Below are 19,662 nucleotides of genomic sequence, written 5' to 3' on the forward strand. Positions count from 1 at the left end.
TATTAAAAACCAGGGGTTAAACTCCGAAATGTTTAGCTAAATCTTCAGAACCACCAATTAATTTTCCATTAATAAAAACTTGAGGAACTGTAGTTCCTCCGGTGACCGCTTGTAAGGTTTTTGTTGTAACTTCTTTCCCTAAAACAATTTCTTCAAAAGCAATTCCTCGCTCTTTTAATAGGGATTTAGCACGGGCACAGTAGGGACAACCTACTTTTGTAAACAGCGAAACTAAAGGGGGTTTGACCGCATTCGGGTTAATATATTTGAGCATAGTTTCTGCATCAGAAACTTCAAAGGGGTCGCCAGCGACTTCTGGTTCAATAAACATTTTTTCGATGACCCCATCTTTGACTAACATAGAATAACGCCAAGAACGTTTCCCGAACCCTAAATCGGTTTTATCGACTAACATTCCCATCTTTTCTGTAAACTCTCCATTCCCATCGGGAATTAAGGTAAGATTATCTGCCTCTTGATCTTTTGCCCATTCATTCATCACAAAAGCATCATTCACAGAAATACAAATAATATCATCAACTCCATTTTCCTTAAATACGGGTGCTAAATCGTTATAACCCGGAACGTGACTACTCGAACAGGTGGGGGTAAATGCACCTGGTAACTCAAAGACAACCACGGTTTTCTGTGAAAACAACTCATCAGTTGTTACATAAACCCATTCATTATTTTTACGAGTTCTAAATGTTATCTGGGGAACCCGTTGACCTTCATGATTTTCTAACATTGGTTTTACGTTTATTGTTGTTACTAATTAGGTATAATAACACTATTCATGTTTTGTTTTAAAATATTAACCCCCGTAACTGAATATTACCGTAAAATCGGAATTTGTTAAGTTTGATAACAAATTGGAAACGTATGTTATCATAATACACAGCAATCTTAGCAATCAGACTGAATCACCCACCCCAAAAACAAGTGAATTTTTGTCCCATCATGTCGCTGTGCAGGGATCGGAATTTGTCGGTTGAAGCAGTCCTGAGACCCTGCCAGCATTGATATGATTTGCTTTAGCTTTGCTCAATTAAAAGCCGATCCATCCATTATAAAACCAGATATGAGTTTACAAGCACAATTTGATGAAAAACGCAACGGCGAAAAAATTCTAGTTGCCGATGATGAGTCTGCGATTCGGCGGATCTTAAAAACTCGTCTTTCGATGGTGGGCTACAATGTGGTTGTTGCTGCCGATGGTTTAGAAGCGCTGGAAATGTTTGAAAAAGAAAGTCCTGATCTTTTAGTTTTGGATGTGATGATGCCAAAATTAAATGGTTATGGGGTCTGCCAAGAACTTCGCACAAAATCCGATATTCCTATTATTATGTTAACCGCATTAGGGGACGTGGCGGATCGAATTACGGGTTTAGAATTGGGTGCAGATGATTATTTAACTAAACCGTTTTCTCCTAAAGAATTAGAAGCTCGAATTCATGCGATTTTAAGACGGTTTAAAGATACAACTTCATCCCCTAATCTGAGTCCAGAGGTGATTCAACTCGAAGCGGTGCGGATTGATACGGTTAAACGACGGGTTTATAAGGGTGATAAAGTGGTTCCCTTAACCTATATTGAATTCAATCTTTTGGAGTTATTAGTTAAACGTTCTGGAAGTGCAGTTTCTCGTTCAGAAATTCTCAAGGAATTATGGGGTTATACGCCTCGACGGATTGCGGATATGCGGGTTGTGGATGTTCATGTTGCGCGGTTACGAGCAAAAATTGAAGAAGATCAACGCAATCCTGAATATATTTTAACGGTGCGCGGTGTGGGTTATTCGGCCCAACGTTTACCCGGTGTGGAAGAAGCGATTGGCGCTTAATTGTTTTCAAATAAAAATTTTTCAAAATTTAAAGGCAATTTTCTTTTTTCTGTTTTTTGTAAATTTTAAATCTCGATTTCCCCCCTAAAATTGCTCGAAATTTAGGGTCTAAAATCGAGAATTGGAGGAGAAGTATTCAGGCAAAAATTACAAGTCTGAATGTTTCTCCTCTGTTGTTTTAATCAGAGGTTTTGATAGAGCAGTCGGGCAAGCACAGTTACAACAAGGACTAATCCAGCAAACAAGTCCTTTCCCCCCTGTTCCCCGTTCCCTGTTCCCTGTTCCCCGCTATAAATAAAGCCCGATAAACGGGTTCATTTCTGTCTATGGTTGATTGTTCTCTTTCCGTGGCCAGGGGAAGGGGATTTTCCGTTAACCAGTCGTTTTGGGTACGATGAAAAGCGGGATGTTCCGAAAAGCGATCGCACATTTCCACGGCCACATCTTGTATATCAGATTGGACAAAAACCTCTGTTCCTGCTGCTAAATAATTAGCTAAATTATTCACTAATTCTGGTTGAACAACTCGGCGTTTTTGATGACGTTTTTTAAACCAAGGGTCGGGAAATTGAATACTGACTCGTTTTAAAACTCCTGGAGGTAGGGATGCTAAAATTGGTTGAATTGAAGTATTAGCATTACAAAATAAATAATGTAAATTCGTTAATCCCAGTTGATCTCGGATCATATTAGCTTCCTCAACTAAGGATTCTCGAATTTCTAATCCCAAATAATTCCATTGTGGTTCTAATTGGGCAAATTCCCATAAAAATTGACCTCTAGCGCAGCCAATATCTAAATGAATGGGTTGGTTAGGATTAGCATAAATCCTTGACCAGTCAGGCGGAATCACCGGGTATTTATATTTTTGACTTAGGGGATTAACGTGTTGACGAACTCGGACGCGGGGCATAAATAATTACTGTAAATTGAACAATAGGATTTAGTGAAATTGGGAGTAGAGTAGTTCTTTATGAACTTTTGCCCGATCTACAAAAAACTCGATTTTTCCCTGGGAAAAGGGTTGATTATTCGCATAACAATCAATCCAGATTTTACTGATTAAGTTAGGATCTTCTGGGAGTTGATCAATTTCCCATCCGGGTAATTCTAATTCTTCCATTAAACGGCTAACTTTAGGATCATAACTCAAGGCAAAACAGCGACATTGTTCTGTTGCTGCCATAATTAAACTATGAAATCGCATTCCAATCAAAAATTCTACCCCTCGAAAGACTCCTTTTAATTGTCGCGGATCTTCTAAGAGCAGGACTTGACTATTTTCGGGTAGGGCTTGATGTAAAGTTTCGGCGATCGCTAAATCCTGAATGGGTTGAAACGGAATTAATAAAATAAAGGTTTGGGTGGCTTTTTGAAACGAGACTAAGGCTCTGGCAATTAATGATAACCGTTGGGGGGTCAATTGGGCGTGAGGTCGCAAAGTTAGGGCGACTCGGGGGGCGGGTAAATTCCACAACCCGGCTACGGGTCGAGATTCCAAGGCCCAAACCGGATCAGGAGCCAGAGAAAAGGGAATATTCCAGTTGGATAATAACCTCGCAGAACCCACGTCCCGCACGCTCACAGCACTACAGCCGGAAAAGGTTTTTTTTGCCAGCCATCGAGAAACAGAACGGTTCAAGGGGCCAATACCTTGCGCCCAGGCAATAGTTGTGAGTCCCATCCGTTGCGCTAATCCCATCAATCCACCATAATAAAAAGGACTGATGGCACTGGTCACATCTTGGATTAGGCTACCCCCACCCCAAATCAAAGCATCGGCGCGGCGCAGGGCGTTGAGAACTTCCATCCCATTCATGCGGTCGCAGGCTTCCACCTGATAATGGTTTTGGGTTTGGCTAGGGTTTCCCGACAAGATAATTGGTTCAACCGTAGGCGGTAGCATTTGTAATAGCGACGCTAACAAAGCCTCATCCCCCCCATTCCCCTTTCCATAATATCCACTACAAATTACCCGTTGCATGGCCTCCCGTTTCTCCAGTTACCAATATTAATATTAGATTGTACGCTAATTAAATTAACATAAATATCAGACCAAAATATTAATGAACTTTCTGTTATCGATTGTTAAATTATGCACGCTTTATCGATTCCGACCTGGGTAATTCATATTTCAAGTGTGATTGAGTGGATTGTTGCGATTTGGTTCATCTGGATTTATGGAGAAGTGACTCAAAATCGAGCTTGGTGGGGTCTTTCCTTCGCTATGTTACCATCTTTGGTCAGCGCCATGTGTGCCTGTACCTGGCATTATTTTGATAATCCTGCCTCCTTAGAATGGTTAGTTACCTTACAAGCAGCGATGACTGTGGTAGGAAATACGACCCTTTGTCTGGCGGCTTGGTGGATTTGGCGGAATGCAAATTCCGTTAAAAATTAAGGTATTTAGCTTGATTCTACACAACATTTGATTCCCTCTAACTTTTAAAAAACAATGTTTTCAAAAGATACTTTATTTGCGATTTCTCTATTTCCCTATTTAGGGTTTTTGTGGTTTTTAACCCGTTCTGGACAAATGCCCCGTTTAGCTTTAATTGGATTCTATGGAACATTAGTATTTGTAGCGGTAACAATTCCGGCGGGAATTTACGCTAAAGTTGCCTATGGGGAATCTTTAGCTAATATTGATTGGTTGCATGGCGGGGCGGAAGTCTTTTTAACCTTAGCTAATATTTTACTGGTTTTAGGATTTCGCCAAGCGGTAATTGAAAAACAATCCTCGCAAGAATAAAAAAATGAGTTCTCCTAAAACTAACCAGGCTTTTATTTTAACCATAAGTGCCATCTTGAGTTTATCTTTATTTGGCATTATGGTTTATCTTTTTGTCAATCCCAAAACTGGTTTAATTCCAGGGGTTATTTCGGAAGCTAAAAAACCAATAAACCGTTTAGAGACAAATTCTCTAACCATTGGAATTTTAGGAAAATCAGATGATTATACCCCATTAGTTGAATATTTAAAACAACAGTTTGGTGATCAAATTACTATTAATATTGATAGTAAACTCAGGGAATCTTATCAAGAGGTAAAAAACAAACTTGCCACTCAAAAATGGGATATTGCTTTTACCCTTTCCCCGATGATTTCTGTGGCTGCTAAAGATAATGGATATGTCTGGGTAGCGCGAATGTTTCCCCAGTCTTCACCCTATTATCAATCGGCATTATTTGTTGAAAAAAATAGTCCAATTCAGTCTATTTCTGATTTTCAAAATACCACCGTTATTGCTTTGGGAGATTTTAACTCTGCTTCTAGTTTTTATATGCCTAGTTATGATTTATTTGGTAAATCTCTACGGGTAACCATGGGACATAGGGGGGAAGTGATTCAAGAATTAGTTAAAACCGGGAAAGCGGATGTCGGTGCGGCATCCTATGAAGCGGTTAAAAATGATCCTAATTTTAGGGTAATTCAGATTAGTAGAAATATTCCAGGGTCAGGGGTATATCTTTCTCCTAATTTGTCAAATAATGACCAAAAAGCTATTACCCAAGCGTTAGTTAATGCTCCTACAAATATCAAAAAAAAAGCGAATTATGGTGTTGATGAAGAACCGGATTTTTCCTACTTTATCCAAATTAGTCAGAGAGCAGAAGAAGTATTAAAATGTGCGGATTTTACTCAAAATCCGGTTAACTTTTTTTGTTCTCCAGCAACTTCTACTATTTCAGAGTCTTTGACAACAAAATCTAATCAGATTAGAGGAATTGTTAATGGTTTAACCAGAGTAGAAAATCAAATGACTCGATTAACCTTACAAACCAAAGATCAAAAGATTTATTATGTTTTTCTGAATCCTAAAATTTTGAATCAGATTCCCAATGCAGGAAGTGGGTTAAATTTACAAAATAAAACTATTGTAATTAGAGGAGTTATTCCAGAACAAGAATCTAATAAAATTGATAAAATTATTATTACTGACTCCAATCAAATCAGTGTTTTAAATTAAAAAATTATCTAGCCGGAGGTCAACTATTATTCTTAAATTGTTTTTAATAGGTTTATTACCTATTGTTTTCACTCCAGAAAGTTTTCATCCATCCACAGTCGGTTTTGCTTCGCAAGAAAATCAACAGATTGTAGCTACGATTATTCCCGATTTTTCTATCCCTAAAATTACTCCTATACAACCTCCGAACATAGACCTTGACCAATGCAGTGAACTTCCTTCTGGCTACGGAATTCCTGGGTTTAGACCGGGTATTGATCAAAATCAAATCTTTCAGATGTTTGGGACTCCCGCAAAAATAGAAACTGGGTATTGGCCGAATACCCAAGCTGTTTTTTATCATTTAATTCCTAACCGTGTTAGTCTGGGTTTTTTGTTTGACAAAAAATCGCGTAAATTGCGACAAACAGAAGCAGCTTTTTCTCAAGAAGTTGATTTAAAAACTATTTTAATTACTCTCAATAGTATGTCCGGTTGTCGCTTAAATTCTACCTTGGAATTAGGTTTGAAAAGCGTTTATAACCGTCAATCTAAAGATTATTCTTTTGCTGTTGATTCACTCAAAGGAATTATTCAACGAGATCAATATGATCGAATTTATATTGGGATTTGGGAGGCGGATTTACATTAGCTTGCTTAACCCAAAAACTAAATTATTATTAAGATTGGGATTGATTTTAATTTGTTAAGTTATTCTAATGTAATACCCTAAAACTATCGGTATCTATACCAAATCCGATGAGTTATTGTTTAAATCCTTATTGTCGGAATCCTCAAAACCCATCGAGGATAACGGTTTGTCAAACCTGTGGCACAACTTTACTCTTAAAAGAGCGTTATCGTCCTGTAGAGGAAATCGGAGGCGGCGGCATGAGTCGCACATTTTTAGCTGTTGATTTAGATAGGTTAAATACCCCCTGTATTATTAAACAATTCTCTGCCCAATCTCATAAAATTTCTTTAGTTAAACAAGCAATTGAACACTTTAATCAAGAAGCATTACGTCTGCAAGAATTAGGCACTCATTCTCAAATTCCCTGCTTATATGCCTATTTTGAACAAGAACAACACCTCTATTTAATTGAAGAATGGGTTCCCGGAGAAAATTTACTTCAAGAATTAAATGAAACCGGGGCTTTTAGTGAAAATAAAATCATTAAACTTTTAGAAGATATTTTACTGATTTTACAATTTATTCATCAACATCATATCATTCATCGAGATATAAAACCAGATAATATTATTAGAAGAAAAACCGATAAAAAATTGGTTTTAGTAGACTTTGGCATTGCCAAACACAGCCTCAATTTAGTTCAAGCCCAAACAGGAACCTTAGCTGGAACCATTGGTTATGCACCTTTAGAACAAATAAGAGGAGGAAAAGCCTATCCCGCCAGTGATTTATATAGTTTAGGAATGACTTGTATTCATTTACTCACTCAAATTCCCCCTAATCAATTATTTGATCCATTTACAGGTGAATTGATTTGGCGATCGCACCTAAAAAATATTAATAAAACCCTCAGTAAAAAATTAACTAGAATATTAGATAAATTACTCAAGGATTTAGTTAGAGAACGTTATCAAACCGTTGAAGAAGTTTTGCGGGATTTAGCAGCAAAACCCGTAATTCCACCTGCGGTTAATATTCCTATCCCGCCACCGTCACCTTTAAACATTATTATAGCCACTGAGTTACAAGCGGTTACTTCTAATTTATTTTCTCAAAATCATCTGTTTTTTAAGGCTGATCCCATACCCTTATTATCCCATAATTCTTTATTGTTAGAACAAAATTCTAGTTTAATCGCCACTCTAAATCTGCCCTTATTACAGTCAAAATTCATCTCTCAAACTCAATCAAAATCCCAATTACCTGATATTTTCCCAGAATATATTAACACTCTATCCGGTCATAAAGACACCGTTAAAGCCTTAGCAATTAGCCCTAATGGATATATTTTAGTTAGTGGAAGTCAGGACAAAACCTTAATAATATGGAATTTAAAAACCGGACAATTATTGCATCGATTAATTGGTCACGAAGCCGCCATTACTTCCGTTGCAATTAGTCCCAACGGTCGTAAATTAGTTAGTGGGAGTTTAGACAGAACTTTAATTGCTTGGAATTTGGATAAAAGAGCGATCGCCGACCGATTTTTTAGCCATTCCGGTTCCCCCTACAGTCATCGTTGTGGTGCTGTTTATAGTGTTGCTTATAGTCCCGATGGTTGTATTATTGCTAGTGGTAGCGAAGACCATAGTATTAAACTTTGGAATCAAAGAAATGGCGAATTACTCTATCGTTACTCTGAACATTTAGACGCTGTTTTATCGGTGCAATTTATTGATAATTCGGTTCACAATCAATGCTTATCTGTACCAACCAATAGTTGTCATAATCATAGTTTATTTGTCAGTGCAAGTAGAGATAGTACGATTAAAATTTGGCAATTGAGTCACTTAAAAAGTCTACAAACCCTAACCGGACATTTAGATCAAGTTTGTTCAATTGTTGTTAGTCCGACTCAACCTTTATTAGTTAGTGGAAGTGCCGATCATACCGTCAAATTATGGAATTTAAACACCGGAGAATTAATTAAAACCCTCACCGAACACTCAGATTTGGTTTCATCTGTTGCGGTGAGTCCCGATGGTAAATGGTTAGCTAGTAGTAGTGGTGATGGAACAATTTATCTTTGGGATATTAGTCAACCGCAGCATTTAGGAATTTTATCAAGTCGTTTAGAAGGGTATCCTCCTATCATTTTTAGTCCCGATAATCAACGGTTTATTTGTTGTGGAAAAGATAATCAAATCTTAGTTTGGCAATTCAATATATAGCCACCGTTTTTGTTGTGCTTTAACACTCACTAAGATTGACTTTTCATATATTCTTTAATCACAGGTTGAAGACTCAAGTAAGATTCTTTATTATTCCTCGCTTGTTGAATTAAACCCCGTTTTTTCAAAGATTGTATAGCTCTGAAAAAATCGTTATCAGATGAAAGTTCTGTCGGTTTACTCAAAATATCTACCGTTTTATCTTGGTTTGCTAACCACAACATCAGAAGTTGTTCAGATTCGGATAACCGTTGATAATGTTGTTTAATTAGAGGTTCTAAGTCTCCTAAAAATATACTTTTATAGGATAAAAATTGCTCAACACTGTCATTAAATAAATCTTTTATCGTAGAAGCAATAATATTTAACCAGAGGGGGTTGCCACTATAAAGTTGAATCAGTTCGGGCCATTTGTGTTGATCTTTGAGTTTTCTATCCCCTAGGAGTTGGGTAGCTGATTCGCCTAAACCTCGGAGTTGTAGGGTTTTACAATAGCGGTTTTCGGTTTCTAGGTTGGCGATTTCAATGGGTTGTTCCCAACTGAGCAGGAGCAGACAGCTATTATGGGCAGATCGGCCAATTTCGGTTATGAGTTTACCATAGTTTTCATATCCGGGGAGATAATTTCCGACGAATTGACGGGGGGTTAAGGTGTCTTGGAAGTCGTCGAGGATAATTAAGCAACGGTGCGATCGCAAATCATCTAGGATGGAATGGCGGGACTGTAAATAGTTGATAATTGATGGATTTTCGCTCTTGTGAGTTGGGGAGAAAAACTCGATCAGGTTGGCTTTGAGGGCGTTGAGGGTAGGAAATTTGCGATGAGTTCGCCACAGGATGCAATCAAAGTTATCTCTGATTTGTTCTACCAGTTGTCTCGCGAGGGTTGTTTTACCCATACCTGATAATCCGGTTATAGTAACAATACGGCTATTTTCTGTGAGTATCCATTGTTTAAGGGTAGTGAGTTCGTCGGTGCGGTTGTAGAGGAAATTATCGTATTCTGGGGCTTCGCTGAGGTCGTGGCGGGGTTGAGATTCTTTGTTAGAAGAGTGTGATCGTTCTTTTGTGGTTTTGGGATTATTATATAAATCGCTACAGACATTTATGTTATTACCAATTTGCACCCCATTATTAAAATAAGAAAATACTCTATTTTCCACAAGAGACCGAACATTCTTTTTTTTTACATCTTCTCCAAAGAGATCAGAGAGAAGTTCCCATAATTCTGATGCCATTTTCCTAACATGATCAGGACTACAGTGATAGTTATCAGCGATATCCTTGTATCCTCGAAATTCCCATGTACCCTCCAAAATAGCCCGTTGCAGTGAGTCCAGATGCTTTCCTGTCTTGGCAAAAATTAGGTCATCCGTCCACTTCAAGGCTTCTTGAATCTCCATAGCTGTTCAATTGGGTTGTAGTTCTGGCTAATCGTACCTCACATTATCCCACATTTTCCCCTTTTTAAACACAAAATCCCACATTTTCTAGTTTTTTTTAGGTTTTGACCATTAATAAATATCCCCCTAAATCCCCTTTTTTCGGGGTTGCAATATAGAAATTAAAGTCAGATAATAACTAACAATAAAAACTTAATACGATTGAGGTGATTAATAAACATGGCACAACAAAAAATCGGAACAGTTAAAACGGCAACTGGTTCTGAATATTACTGTTTTTGGGATGATAAAACTGGCGATGTTTACGTCGCTAGTGAATACGCTGGTAAAGCAAGAACTAAGGAGGAAGCCTTAAAAAAAGGAGACTATTATGCCGTAACTAAAGGGCCAAAGAAATAAGAAATGAAAAATCAATAACTCGCACAATTAAACCCAGAAGCATTTATCTACGGTGAACTATTGCTCAATTAGTCACCTTATTTTTTTCATTCCTTTGGAGAGACAAAAAGGATAGTTAAAAAGCAGATTGGATAAAGAAAGTAGCTCTGCAATCTTGACAAGAATCACGAAATTGGTGAGCAACGAGTTTGAGTAGCAATTCTACAAAAATTTTTGATAAAATCAACACATCAATGCAAAAAAAGGAGTCATTATGCCATACAAGTCTTATAACAGTTATGACGAAGCTATAGCAGCATTAAAAAAATCGATGGATAGAGGATCATACTATTTTGATCAAGAAGAACACGATAAATGTGAACAAGAATATGTTGATGCCTTGCAGGCTATTCGTGATCTATACAACTTTTGGTCATCTCCTCGTAATTTAAAGGAATTCCATGTAGCAAGACTTTTCGAGTTGTATTCGACTCTAAAATTCATAATGGATGTTGCTCAAAATAAGAAGACAAGAATCTATCTTGCTTTACAACTCAAGAAAATAGAAGAGAAATTGGCTGAATATGAAGAAATTTTTACAGTAGATGAAATAAAACAATATAATGATATACTCAAGCAAAAGCGCAATATGGCTGATCCAATGGGTGTTGATTGGATAATCTATTCAAACCAGGCAGAGGGTAATCAATATTCTTTAGATGAAATTCAAAAGATTTCTTATAAAGAAGAAGAAGATCCTATTTTGCAAGATATTAGAGACACATTAGGATTCATAAGTGGTTATGAGTTTGAAAATGGAAAGCCTAAGTTTCCTCTAGTTTTAGAGAAAAAATCATCATCAGGTTGCTTCATTGCAACGGCAGCTTATTCGACTCCAATACACCCTGACTTAGATACATTTCGTGCTTTTAGAGATAAAAAATTGTTAACTAATTGGATAGGAAATAAATTGGTTGAAATGTACTATCAATTAAGTCCTAGTGTTGCTGAATATATCAACCAAAAACCAGGAATTAAGAGATTTGTTAGACGGCAACTAGAACGTTTAGCGACGTGGATGAGAAATCAAGGAATTACAAGAAATTAATTGAGAAACCAGTTGATAGTCGGTGCTAGTTTTCCAAAACTGCGATCGCTCTTTTATTTCCCAGAAATGCGATCAAAGATATTGATAGAGCGATTTGCTAAACTAGATACTATCAGATATGCTAAATACATAACATCATTTCCTAAAAATATTGATGAAAACTAAAAGTTTAACTGCCATAATTTACAGAGAAGATAATAAGTACATAGCCGAGTGTCCAGAAGTAGGAACAGTTGACCAAGGCGCGACCATAGAAGAAGCGATCGCTAATCTCAAAGAAGCTACAAGACTTTATCTTGAAGAATCTCCTTTAATAATTGTGTAGGGGCGAGGCGCGCCTCGCCCCTACGATTATTTGGATTTACAGCTATTTGTACAAGGGATTATTTTTTGCAGAACAAATTGGGTATATCCTAAAAAAAATTAGATGGAACTAAAATTCCTCTCCATTATGGCGAAATAAAAATCAAAACGAAAATACCCAATTCCTTCGGTTTCCCTCATAGTTTTTAATTGGGAGAGGGAATTACCTCAATTAACCCCGTCTGAAAAGCCTGATCGTAAGTGATAATAGGCAGTTTTTCTAGTTCAGCTTGAGCCATCAGCATCCGGTCAAACGGATCTCGGTGTAAAATAGGCAAGTTTCCGGCTCTCAGACCATGAGCGATCGTGATGGTAAGCTCGTTGAACTTGGCTTGGTGTAATATGTCCTGATAATGCTCAACCAGAAATTTAGCTTCAGGCAGTTTCCCAATACGGTATTTGGTAGCAATTTCCCAAGCGGAAACACTGCTAACTAAAATGTTATGGTTCGGATGGCCAATGATATCTCGGCATTCTTTGTTAAGTTTGAGGTCATTAAAAAGCCACCAGAGGAGAATATGAGTGTCAAGGAGGTAGCTTATTCCCATTGCTGGAGTTCATCTTCGGGTAGGGGTTCAAAGAATGCGTCCCCCAGTTTTCCGGTGAGGAGTCCAGGGATACGAGGTTGGGAGTTTTCAGGATTTAACCCTAAACGAAAATCCTGAATCATGTTATAAATTTCTGCTAGTTTATCTTCCGGGATATCTTGGAGTTCTTGCATGATTTGATCGATTATCATAAATCCTCCCAGGTTGAAAAAATATACAAAGCAAGTTCTAATTATTCATTCAACAAATCCTTGATTAGCAGTATTATTGTCAGATAAAAATAATAATTGTTTTATCTTTATTAATATCAACATCTTAGAATTATTATAGCATAACTGAGATCAATTATCAAGTATTGGTCTTTGATTTTTTAGAACTGCGATTGCATTATGGCGAAATAAAAATCAAAAAGACCACAGGTAAATATCATGTCATCCCTCGCACCAAACCACGCACAACAAAACTCTAAAAATCCAACAATCCTACTTAGCCAAACCGCAGAACTAGAATGGGAGTTTGCGGAAATATGGGTTGATCCTTGGCTTTCTCCCCCTTATATTTTGATGTTAATTAAAGAACAATCTGGTAAATTTTCGATTCAAAATCCTGCACAAAACTATAAAACTATTTTTACCAGCGAGACTTATGAAGAAAGCCAAATGTGGTTACTAGAAGATGAATATGAACGAGTTACAGGTCGCTTTTGTCAACCCGAATGATAGCAAAAGCGATCGCACTTTTTAATTGAAAAACCCAGTTGATAGAGCGATTTGCTAAACTAGATATTATCAGATATGCTAAATACATAAAAATCATTTCCTAAAAATATTGATGAAAACTAAAAGTTTAACTGCCATAATTTATAGAGAAGATGATATGTACATAGCCGAGTGTCCAGAAGTAGGAACAGTTGACCAAGGCACAACCATAGAAGAAGCGATCGCTAATCTCAAAGAAGCGACAAGACTTTATCTTGAAGAATGTCATTTAGTAGAAACAACCCCAAGATTAGTGTAGGGGCGAGGCGCGCCTCGCCCCTACGATTATTTGGATTTCTAGCTATTTGTACAACGGATTTAGACTTGCTATATCTAGTATGATAACCTATTAATTTTCCAAAATAGCGATCGCTTTGGTTAAATCAATAATCACATCATACCGAAAATCATCGGCTAATTGAGTTAACAATTTACCAATCGACTCCTGAGAAGGTGGAATCTTTTTAATCGCTTCAGCCACTAACCGAGAATTAAGTTTTAGTCCAGCTTGATATAACTCTTGAACAATCGGTTTTGCCAATAATTCTAACACTTCTGGAGTTAATTCTGCCAGATGATTTAATTCTAAAGGGGAGGTTTCTAAATCCTCTAAATTTTCTTCATAAATAAAACTAACTCCTAAATATTGAGAGATTTTTTCAAATAACCAATCAACTCGGAAAGGTTTGGGAATAAAATCATCACAGCCCGCCGATAAAAATACTAATTGATCCTGTTGCAAAGCACTAGCACTTAAGGCAATAATTACTGTAGATTGACCTGCTTGTAAATGCTGTTTAATCCTTTGGGTCGCTTCATAGCCATTCATAATCGGCATTCGCATATCCATAAAAATTAAATCTGGTTGCCAATTTTCCCAAATTGTAATGGCTTCTTGACCATTTTCTGCTTCTTTTAATTGAAATCCCAAGGGTTTTAAAACCTTAATAACTAACTGTCTATTTGTCCAATTATCATCAACTACTAAAATCCGATAGCTAGGTTGGTTAGAAGCTAAACCGATGACTCGTCTGGTAAATTCTTGAGAACAAATATCGGAAAAAATAGCTAAACTAGCTTGAATATAAAATTGAAATATTGTGCCTTTTCCCACTTCACTATTAACGGTTATTTCTCCCCCCATTAATTGGACAAACTGTTGACTAATAGATAAACCTAATCCAGTTCCTTGTTGAGATTTTCTGCCTGTTTCAGTTTGGATAAATGGTTGGAATAGTAACTTTAATTCTTCTGCTGAAATTCCCGATCCAGTATCTTCAATTTCAAAGCCAATTAAAATTTGATTTGGGGATATCTTATTATTTAAGGGTTTAACTTTTAAAGTAATAAAGCCTTTTTCGGTAAATTTAATCGAATTTCCTAATAAATTAATTAATACCTGTCGTAATTTACTTTCATCAGTTTCAATATATTCAGCCAGACCCAAATCAGAAATAATATTAAACTCTAAACCCTTAGATTTAGCTTTAAATGCTAACATATCTTTAATCGAATCGAGGAGACGTGGTAAATCAAACTTAGTGGGATTTAATACAATTTGTCCCGCTTCAATTTTAGACATCTCTAAAACATCATTAATTAAATTCAACAGATGTTCCCCACTGCGACCAATAATATCTAAATGTTCTTGATGTTCTGCTAACAATACCCTAGGATTTCGCTTTAAATCTCGTTCTATTAGTTGGGTAAATCCTAAAATAGCATTCATCGGAGTTCGCAATTCATGACTCATGCGGGCGAGAAATTCACTTTTGGCACGATTTGCGGTTTCCGCCGCTTCTTTAGCTTGTTGTAAGGCAATTTCAGCTTGTTTGCGATCGCAAATATCCCGAACAATTGCACAACCGTATTCTTTATTATTATATTCTAAATAACTCAAAGTAATTTCCACACTAATTTCTTGACCTGTTTTGGTTAAATGAACAGATTCAAAGGTAAAAGAACCCTGTTGTTTTAACTCCTCCCAAGAAATCGACCAGGCATCCTCCAGGGCTTGAGCATCAATATCTTTAACCCGCATTTTCAATAATTCTTCTCTGGAATATCCCAAAGCATTACAAGCAGCTTCATTGACATCAAAAAAACGAGCCTTACTATCTGTAAATAAGAAATAATCCCTTGATTTTTCAATAGAAAATTGCGTTAATCTCAACTTTTCATTAATTTCTTTTCGTTCCGTAATATCTTCAATTACTCCCAAAATTCCAATCACATTTCCATCAGAATCCTGCATAGGAATCCGACTAATATCTAACCATAATTGTCGGCCATCAGCAGAAAGTTTTTGTTTGGGGGCAATTAAGTGCATTTCCGCTTGTTTAGATGCCATTACTCGCCGATCTTGGGCGCGAAAAAAGTCTCCAATTTTAGGATCAGAAAATAAATCATGATCGGTTTTTCCCATCACATATTCTGGACTTTCTAACTGAGCGGCTTCTGCCCAATTTGTATTACACCCTCTAAAGACTAAATTGGTGTCTTTCCAAAACACTTGCTGGGGAATATTATTTATAATTAAACGTAAATATTCTTCCCGTTCTTTAATATCTTCTTCGGCTAATTTACGTTGGGTAATATTCTGAATTTGACTCATCACAGAATAAGGTTTTCCCTGGGCATCTAAACGCAAATAACCATTGACAATCGCATAAACCCAATGTCCTTGTTTATGTTGATAACGTTTTTCGAGTTGAAATTGTGATATTTTTTGAGTAATTAACTGATTAAACGATTCCAAACTAATTTTTTGATCATCAGGATGGGTAACCTGATTAAATTTAAACTCCATCAATTCAGCTTTAGAGTAACCAACAAACTCGCAAAAGGAACAATTCACCTCCAAAAAACGCCCCTCTAAGGAAATTTCCACCATACCAATCGGAGATAAATGGAATAGGTCTCGCCAATGGGACTGGCTTTCTTGGAGTGCTATTTCCAGTTGCTGACGCGCTTTAATTTCTGCTTCGAGTTGCTGTTTTAATCCTGGTGTTTCTGACCCTTTAGAGTTTTTCATAATTACCTTGATCTAATTTTGGTAATGTAAAATAGAATGTGGTTCCAGTTCCCCATTCTGATTCTAACCAAATTTTCCCTTGATGACGTTCAACTATTTTTTTACAAATGGCTAATCCTACCCCACTACCTGGATAATCTTGATGGGTGTGAAGACGCTGAAAGACTTGAAAAATCCGATCAAAGTTTTCGGGTTTGATGCCTATGCCATTATCTTCAACCCTAAATAACCATTCTTCAGGTTTTTCTTGAACAGAAATTACGATTTTAGGCTGAATATTAGGCCGTTGATATTTAATCCCATTCCCAATTAAATTCTGAAATAACTGTCCGAGTTGAATCCGATCTCCCTTGAGAGTCGGTAGAGTTTCAGAAGCAATGATAGCACGACTTTCTTCAATAGCACTATGCAAATGACCTAAGGATTTTCTCAAAATTTCCTGACAGTCTGTCGGTTCAAAGTTACGTTTTTTGGTTCCCACTCGACTGTATTCGAGTAAGTTTTGGATCAGTTCTTGCATCCGAATCCCTTCTTCTAAAATTGGGCTAACATATTCCTCTGCTTCCTCCTCTAAATTGATTTCGGATTTTAGGGCTAATAACAGTTCTGCAAATCCAGTAATTGTTTGTAGCGGCTGCTGTAAATCATGGGAAACGACATAGGCAAATTCCTCTAACTCTTGATTGGAACGCTGTAACTCTTGATTTAATTGTTCTAGTTTTAAATTTTTATCTTGTAATTGTCTTTGTAAACGGCGAATGATGAGTTGATTTTCAATTCGAGCAAAAACTTCTTCTATCTGAAAGGGTTTAGTAATATAATCCACACCCCCAACAGTAAAGGCTTTAACTTTATCGAAAACATCATCTAAAGCACTTAAAAAAATTACCGGGATGGCAGCCGTTTCCTCCTGCATTTTTAAGCATTCACATACTTCATACCCGTTCATTTCCGGCATTTTAATATCTAATAAAATTAAATCCGGTGGCTGATGCTGCACAGCCATTAATGCTAATTTTCCATTAATAGCACATTGAACCTCATACCCCTGTTCACTTAAAGTTTTGGATAACAGCCTTAAGTTATCGGGGGTGTCATCAACAATTAAAATATTACCCTGATGATCTGACATAAAGTTTTTACCCAAAATCTATATTTAAAGTCTCGCCTTTTTAGGGTGACTTTTCCAGAATAATCTACTCAAATCCAGTTGTGAAAAAAAAGTATTCTAAAGGAATAGAGGTATAGCAGTCGCCACATCTATTAGGACATTCTTGAAAGCTAAAAGCTGCTCACAGTAAGTATTTACCTATAGCGAGATTGCCTATTCCCTATTGCCTCTTGCTATATAGGAGGTAGATAGGGGGATCAAGTTAACCCAAAAACCCCTAAATCCCCCTCTTTGATTTAGGGGGACTAGGCAATCTTTACCTCTGATTCGGTGATTACTGGCCTTCTACACTCTCCACACTCAGGGGAACCATATCGCCTTGAAACGTTAGTCCCAGAAACATTGCTTCTTTGGGTCGGATAATATTGCCTGTTAAAACGCAGCGTTCCTCTTGTTCGGCAATGGCGGAAATGTGGGCGCGGATATCTTCTCTGGTCAGGGAGGGTCGATAATCTCCCGATTTTTGCTGGACATAATTCCAAAGGATATCTCGAATCAATGCTTGATAGCCTTTGTTCTTGGCTAGTCCTTTTAATCTCTCTTTGAGATCCCGTTCTAGGCGAATGCTGGTGACTTCCATATCGGTTGTTGAGGTTCGAGGAAGGGTATACATAATTTTTTCTCCTTGAAAAACTAGACGTTTGTGTAATATTAGTGTAGTATAAATAACGTGAGATTAAAACTATCTAAATTAAGGTTTAGCTTTCTGGTGATCAACCTATCCCCACTCTGGCAAAATTCCAATCGTTTCAAGGGTTCTGGCTCCTATAGTGGAGTCATCCGCCCTCATGAAACCGGAACTTCTCTCGATGGGGGCCAGTCGTGGGGGGGTGATGGAGATCCACTCAAAGCCGACCCCACCCCGATATCTGCTCACCCTAACCCTCTGAGTATTTCAACATTTTTATTCGACTCACGAAGCGGGAGGTACAAATTTAGATGAATTGTACCCGTACCCAAACTTCAACCCAACTCGGTTGAACCCCCGCTTCCTCATCAGAACAAGAGGCGGGGGTTTGTGTTTGTGTTTGTGTTTGTGTTTGTATTAATTAGTGTAAATGGAGTCAAGCCATGACCAGCCCAACGGACAGATCCAATTCTCGTGTTAACCGTTAACAATTAACCCTCAACCCCTGATAAACCCTTGCTTTTTGCGAAAAGGGATCGATTAATCCATGCTGAAGTTAACTTATACCGAAACAACCTTTCATCTTGATCGCCTGAGTCAATCTCCCGAGCAACTGGTGGCGCTGCGGGTGAAGTTGGCAATGCGAATCGGCCAAACCATGGTCGTGCAGCCTAGTTCAGCCTCATTTCTTTTACCCGTGGGTTTACCCGCCCTCTCGATGTTGGAGGCGGCAGTCCGTCAACAGCAGTCAGAAGCGATCGCGTTATGTTTGGCGGATACAGAAACCTTAGAAGTTAGTTTAACCGGAACTTGGATCACAGTTGATCCAGAGGGTGAAACTGGAATTTTTCTGACTGTTTTAGGCGATCGCACGGAATCTTTACTCTATCACCTCTGGCAAAAAGCCTATGGCAGTGCTTCGGTGGTTCGGGATTATTAATTAGGGTAGGGAACAACAGCAAGAATGTACCCGATAGATTTGGGTATTAGTCCATGTTCCCTATTGCCTATTGCCTGTTCCGGTGTTCCCTATTTTTGATAAATTTCCAAGGGCAAATGATCCGGGTCTTGAAAAAAAGTATATCGTTTTCCTGTAATTTCATCTAAACGAATTGGTTCTACTTCAATCCCCTTTCCCAATAAATCCCTAACGCTTTGATCGATATCATCCACTTCAAATGCTAAATGTCTTAAACCACAAGATTCCGGTTGATTCGGCCGTTGGGGAGGATCAAGAAAGGAAAATAACTCAATCTGATCCTGGGTTCCGACTCGCAGATCTAATTTATAAGAATTTCGTTCTTTTCTAAAGGTTTCTTGAATAATTTCAAACCCTAAAAGATTCACATAAAAATCCTTAGATTTTTGATAATTAGAACAAATAATGGCGATATGATGAATTTTATTAATTTTCATACTTTTGGATACAATCCCTAATCACTGACGTCCAAAATTTGGGCCTTTGCCAATGGTGTTAACTTCTGCTATTCTATTAAAGTCTATACTCAAAAACGCTTCAACCCAACTTGCTGTATTTGTCGCTACAATCTTGGCCCCGTCTAGCCATGGTCTGCAATTTTTCTTCCTCAAGACCTAGACTAAATTCCAAATAT

At 37.5% G+C, this 19,662-nt stretch carries 23 protein-coding genes; 13 read left to right on the forward strand and 10 right to left on the reverse strand.

Annotation, left to right across the window (positions count from 1 at the left end):
- Positions 1 to 16: 16 nt before the first annotated feature.
- Entirely contained in the window at positions 17 to 748 is a 732-nt protein-coding gene (locus AC2D3N_RS18045) for a glutathione peroxidase (protein WP_484691703.1), read from the reverse strand.
- 333 nt (positions 749 to 1,081) lie between these two features.
- Between AC2D3N_RS18045 and rpaB the strand changes: the two genes are divergently transcribed.
- The gene (gene rpaB, locus AC2D3N_RS18050; protein ID WP_079681068.1) at positions 1,082 to 1,843 is read left to right on the forward strand and encodes a response regulator transcription factor RpaB; all 762 of its coding nucleotides are present in this window, start codon (positions 1,082 to 1,084) and stop codon (positions 1,841 to 1,843) included.
- Between the two features lie 229 nt (positions 1,844 to 2,072).
- Here the strand turns inward: rpaB and trmB are convergent, their stop codons facing one another.
- A complete protein-coding gene (trmB, locus tag AC2D3N_RS18055; protein WP_484691704.1) occupies positions 2,073 to 2,756 on the reverse strand; it encodes a tRNA (guanosine(46)-N7)-methyltransferase TrmB in 684 nt (227 codons plus the stop codon).
- A 30-nt stretch (positions 2,757 to 2,786) separates the two neighbouring features.
- Entirely contained in the window at positions 2,787 to 3,827 is a 1,041-nt protein-coding gene (csaB, locus tag AC2D3N_RS18060; protein ID WP_484691705.1) for a polysaccharide pyruvyl transferase CsaB, read from the reverse strand.
- Between the two features lie 111 nt (positions 3,828 to 3,938).
- Between csaB and AC2D3N_RS18065 the strand changes: the two genes are divergently transcribed.
- From AC2D3N_RS18065 to AC2D3N_RS18085, 5 genes are all read left to right on the forward strand, one after another.
- Positions 3,939 to 4,244: a DUF2499 domain-containing protein gene (locus AC2D3N_RS18065; RefSeq protein ID WP_079680940.1), complete on the forward strand. Its 306-nt coding sequence runs from the start codon at positions 3,939 to 3,941 to the stop codon at positions 4,242 to 4,244.
- Positions 4,245 to 4,298: 54 nt separating this feature from the next.
- Positions 4,299 to 4,595 (forward strand): DUF3593 domain-containing protein, encoded by a 297-nt coding sequence (locus AC2D3N_RS18070; RefSeq protein WP_079680939.1) that lies wholly within the window; start codon positions 4,299 to 4,301, stop codon positions 4,593 to 4,595.
- Positions 4,596 to 4,599: 4 nt separating this feature from the next.
- Positions 4,600 to 5,814, forward strand: coding sequence for a phosphate/phosphite/phosphonate ABC transporter substrate-binding protein (locus tag AC2D3N_RS18075; RefSeq protein WP_079680938.1), 1,215 nt, complete (start codon positions 4,600 to 4,602; stop codon positions 5,812 to 5,814).
- Positions 5,815 to 5,851: 37 nt separating this feature from the next.
- Positions 5,852 to 6,445: a hypothetical protein gene (locus AC2D3N_RS18080; RefSeq protein ID WP_234996797.1), complete on the forward strand. Its 594-nt coding sequence runs from the start codon at positions 5,852 to 5,854 to the stop codon at positions 6,443 to 6,445.
- Between the two features lie 107 nt (positions 6,446 to 6,552).
- Positions 6,553 to 8,658 carry a protein kinase domain-containing protein gene (locus AC2D3N_RS18085; RefSeq protein WP_484691706.1) on the forward strand — a complete coding sequence of 702 codons (2,106 nt, stop codon included), beginning with the start codon at positions 6,553 to 6,555 and terminating at the stop codon, positions 8,656 to 8,658.
- Positions 8,659 to 8,687: 29 nt separating this feature from the next.
- Here AC2D3N_RS18085 and AC2D3N_RS18090 read toward each other — a convergent pair whose 3' ends face one another.
- A complete protein-coding gene (locus AC2D3N_RS18090; RefSeq protein ID WP_484691707.1) occupies positions 8,688 to 10,061 on the reverse strand; it encodes a helix-turn-helix domain-containing protein in 1,374 nt (457 codons plus the stop codon).
- A 219-nt stretch (positions 10,062 to 10,280) separates the two neighbouring features.
- Here AC2D3N_RS18090 and AC2D3N_RS18095 point away from each other — a divergent pair, with 219 nt between their 5' ends.
- The 3 genes from AC2D3N_RS18095 (at position 10,281) to AC2D3N_RS18105 (ending at position 11,872) form a co-directional block, all read left to right on the forward strand.
- Positions 10,281 to 10,460: a hypothetical protein gene (locus AC2D3N_RS18095; protein ID WP_484691708.1), complete on the forward strand. Its 180-nt coding sequence runs from the start codon at positions 10,281 to 10,283 to the stop codon at positions 10,458 to 10,460.
- 253 nt (positions 10,461 to 10,713) lie between these two features.
- Complete coding sequence (locus AC2D3N_RS18100; RefSeq protein WP_484691709.1) at positions 10,714 to 11,547, forward strand: CFI-box-CTERM domain-containing protein; 834 nt, start codon at positions 10,714 to 10,716, stop codon at positions 11,545 to 11,547.
- 151 nt (positions 11,548 to 11,698) lie between these two features.
- Positions 11,699 to 11,872, forward strand: a complete 174-nt coding sequence (locus AC2D3N_RS18105; RefSeq protein ID WP_484691710.1) for a type II toxin-antitoxin system HicB family antitoxin — start codon at positions 11,699 to 11,701, stop codon at positions 11,870 to 11,872.
- A 184-nt stretch (positions 11,873 to 12,056) separates the two neighbouring features.
- Here AC2D3N_RS18105 and AC2D3N_RS18110 read toward each other — a convergent pair whose 3' ends face one another.
- Positions 12,057 to 12,458, reverse strand: coding sequence for a type II toxin-antitoxin system VapC family toxin (locus tag AC2D3N_RS18110; RefSeq protein ID WP_079680933.1), 402 nt, complete (start codon positions 12,456 to 12,458; stop codon positions 12,057 to 12,059).
- A complete protein-coding gene (locus AC2D3N_RS18115) occupies positions 12,449 to 12,649 on the reverse strand; it encodes a hypothetical protein (protein ID WP_484691711.1) in 201 nt (66 codons plus the stop codon). The genes AC2D3N_RS18110 and AC2D3N_RS18115 overlap by 10 nt, the downstream gene beginning before the upstream one ends.
- A 191-nt stretch (positions 12,650 to 12,840) precedes the next feature.
- Here AC2D3N_RS18115 and AC2D3N_RS18120 point away from each other — a divergent pair, with 191 nt between their 5' ends.
- From AC2D3N_RS18120 to AC2D3N_RS18130, 3 genes are all read left to right on the forward strand, one after another.
- Entirely contained in the window at positions 12,841 to 12,927 is an 87-nt protein-coding gene (locus AC2D3N_RS18120; protein ID WP_484693773.1) for a DUF6972 family protein, read from the forward strand.
- Positions 12,887 to 13,177, forward strand: a complete 291-nt coding sequence (locus tag AC2D3N_RS18125) for a hypothetical protein (protein WP_484691712.1) — start codon at positions 12,887 to 12,889, stop codon at positions 13,175 to 13,177. The genes AC2D3N_RS18120 and AC2D3N_RS18125 overlap by 41 nt, the downstream gene beginning before the upstream one ends.
- 112 nt (positions 13,178 to 13,289) lie before the next feature.
- Entirely contained in the window at positions 13,290 to 13,475 is a 186-nt protein-coding gene (locus AC2D3N_RS18130; protein WP_484691713.1) for a type II toxin-antitoxin system HicB family antitoxin, read from the forward strand.
- A gap of 90 nt (positions 13,476 to 13,565) precedes the next feature.
- Here the strand turns inward: AC2D3N_RS18130 and AC2D3N_RS18135 are convergent, their stop codons facing one another.
- The 3 genes from AC2D3N_RS18135 to AC2D3N_RS18145 all read right to left on the reverse strand — a co-directional run bounded on the left by AC2D3N_RS18135 (position 13,566) and on the right by AC2D3N_RS18145 (position 18,034).
- Positions 13,566 to 16,250, reverse strand: a complete 2,685-nt coding sequence (locus AC2D3N_RS18135) for a PAS domain S-box protein (RefSeq protein WP_484691714.1) — start codon at positions 16,248 to 16,250, stop codon at positions 13,566 to 13,568.
- Positions 16,237 to 17,382, reverse strand: a complete 1,146-nt coding sequence (locus AC2D3N_RS18140) for an ATP-binding protein (RefSeq protein WP_484691715.1) — start codon at positions 17,380 to 17,382, stop codon at positions 16,237 to 16,239. Before AC2D3N_RS18140 ends, AC2D3N_RS18135 begins: the two co-directional genes overlap by 14 nt.
- Before the next feature lie 313 nt (positions 17,383 to 17,695).
- Positions 17,696 to 18,034 (reverse strand): ribbon-helix-helix domain-containing protein, encoded by a 339-nt coding sequence (locus AC2D3N_RS18145; protein ID WP_079680927.1) that lies wholly within the window; start codon positions 18,032 to 18,034, stop codon positions 17,696 to 17,698.
- 562 nt (positions 18,035 to 18,596) lie between these two features.
- Between AC2D3N_RS18145 and AC2D3N_RS18150 the strand changes: the two genes are divergently transcribed.
- Complete coding sequence (locus tag AC2D3N_RS18150; protein WP_079680926.1) at positions 18,597 to 18,989, forward strand: alr0857 family protein; 393 nt, start codon at positions 18,597 to 18,599, stop codon at positions 18,987 to 18,989.
- An 89-nt stretch (positions 18,990 to 19,078) separates the two neighbouring features.
- On the opposite strand, the gene gloA2 is transcribed toward AC2D3N_RS18150, so the two are convergent.
- On the reverse strand, positions 19,079 to 19,465 hold the full coding sequence (gene gloA2 / locus AC2D3N_RS18155; protein WP_079680925.1) for an SMU1112c/YaeR family gloxylase I-like metalloprotein: 387 nt from the start codon (positions 19,463 to 19,465) through the stop codon (positions 19,079 to 19,081).
- Positions 19,466 to 19,662: the final 197 nt, after the last annotated feature.

Source organism: Planktothrix sp. PLAVEN19ND (assembly GCF_057220675.1).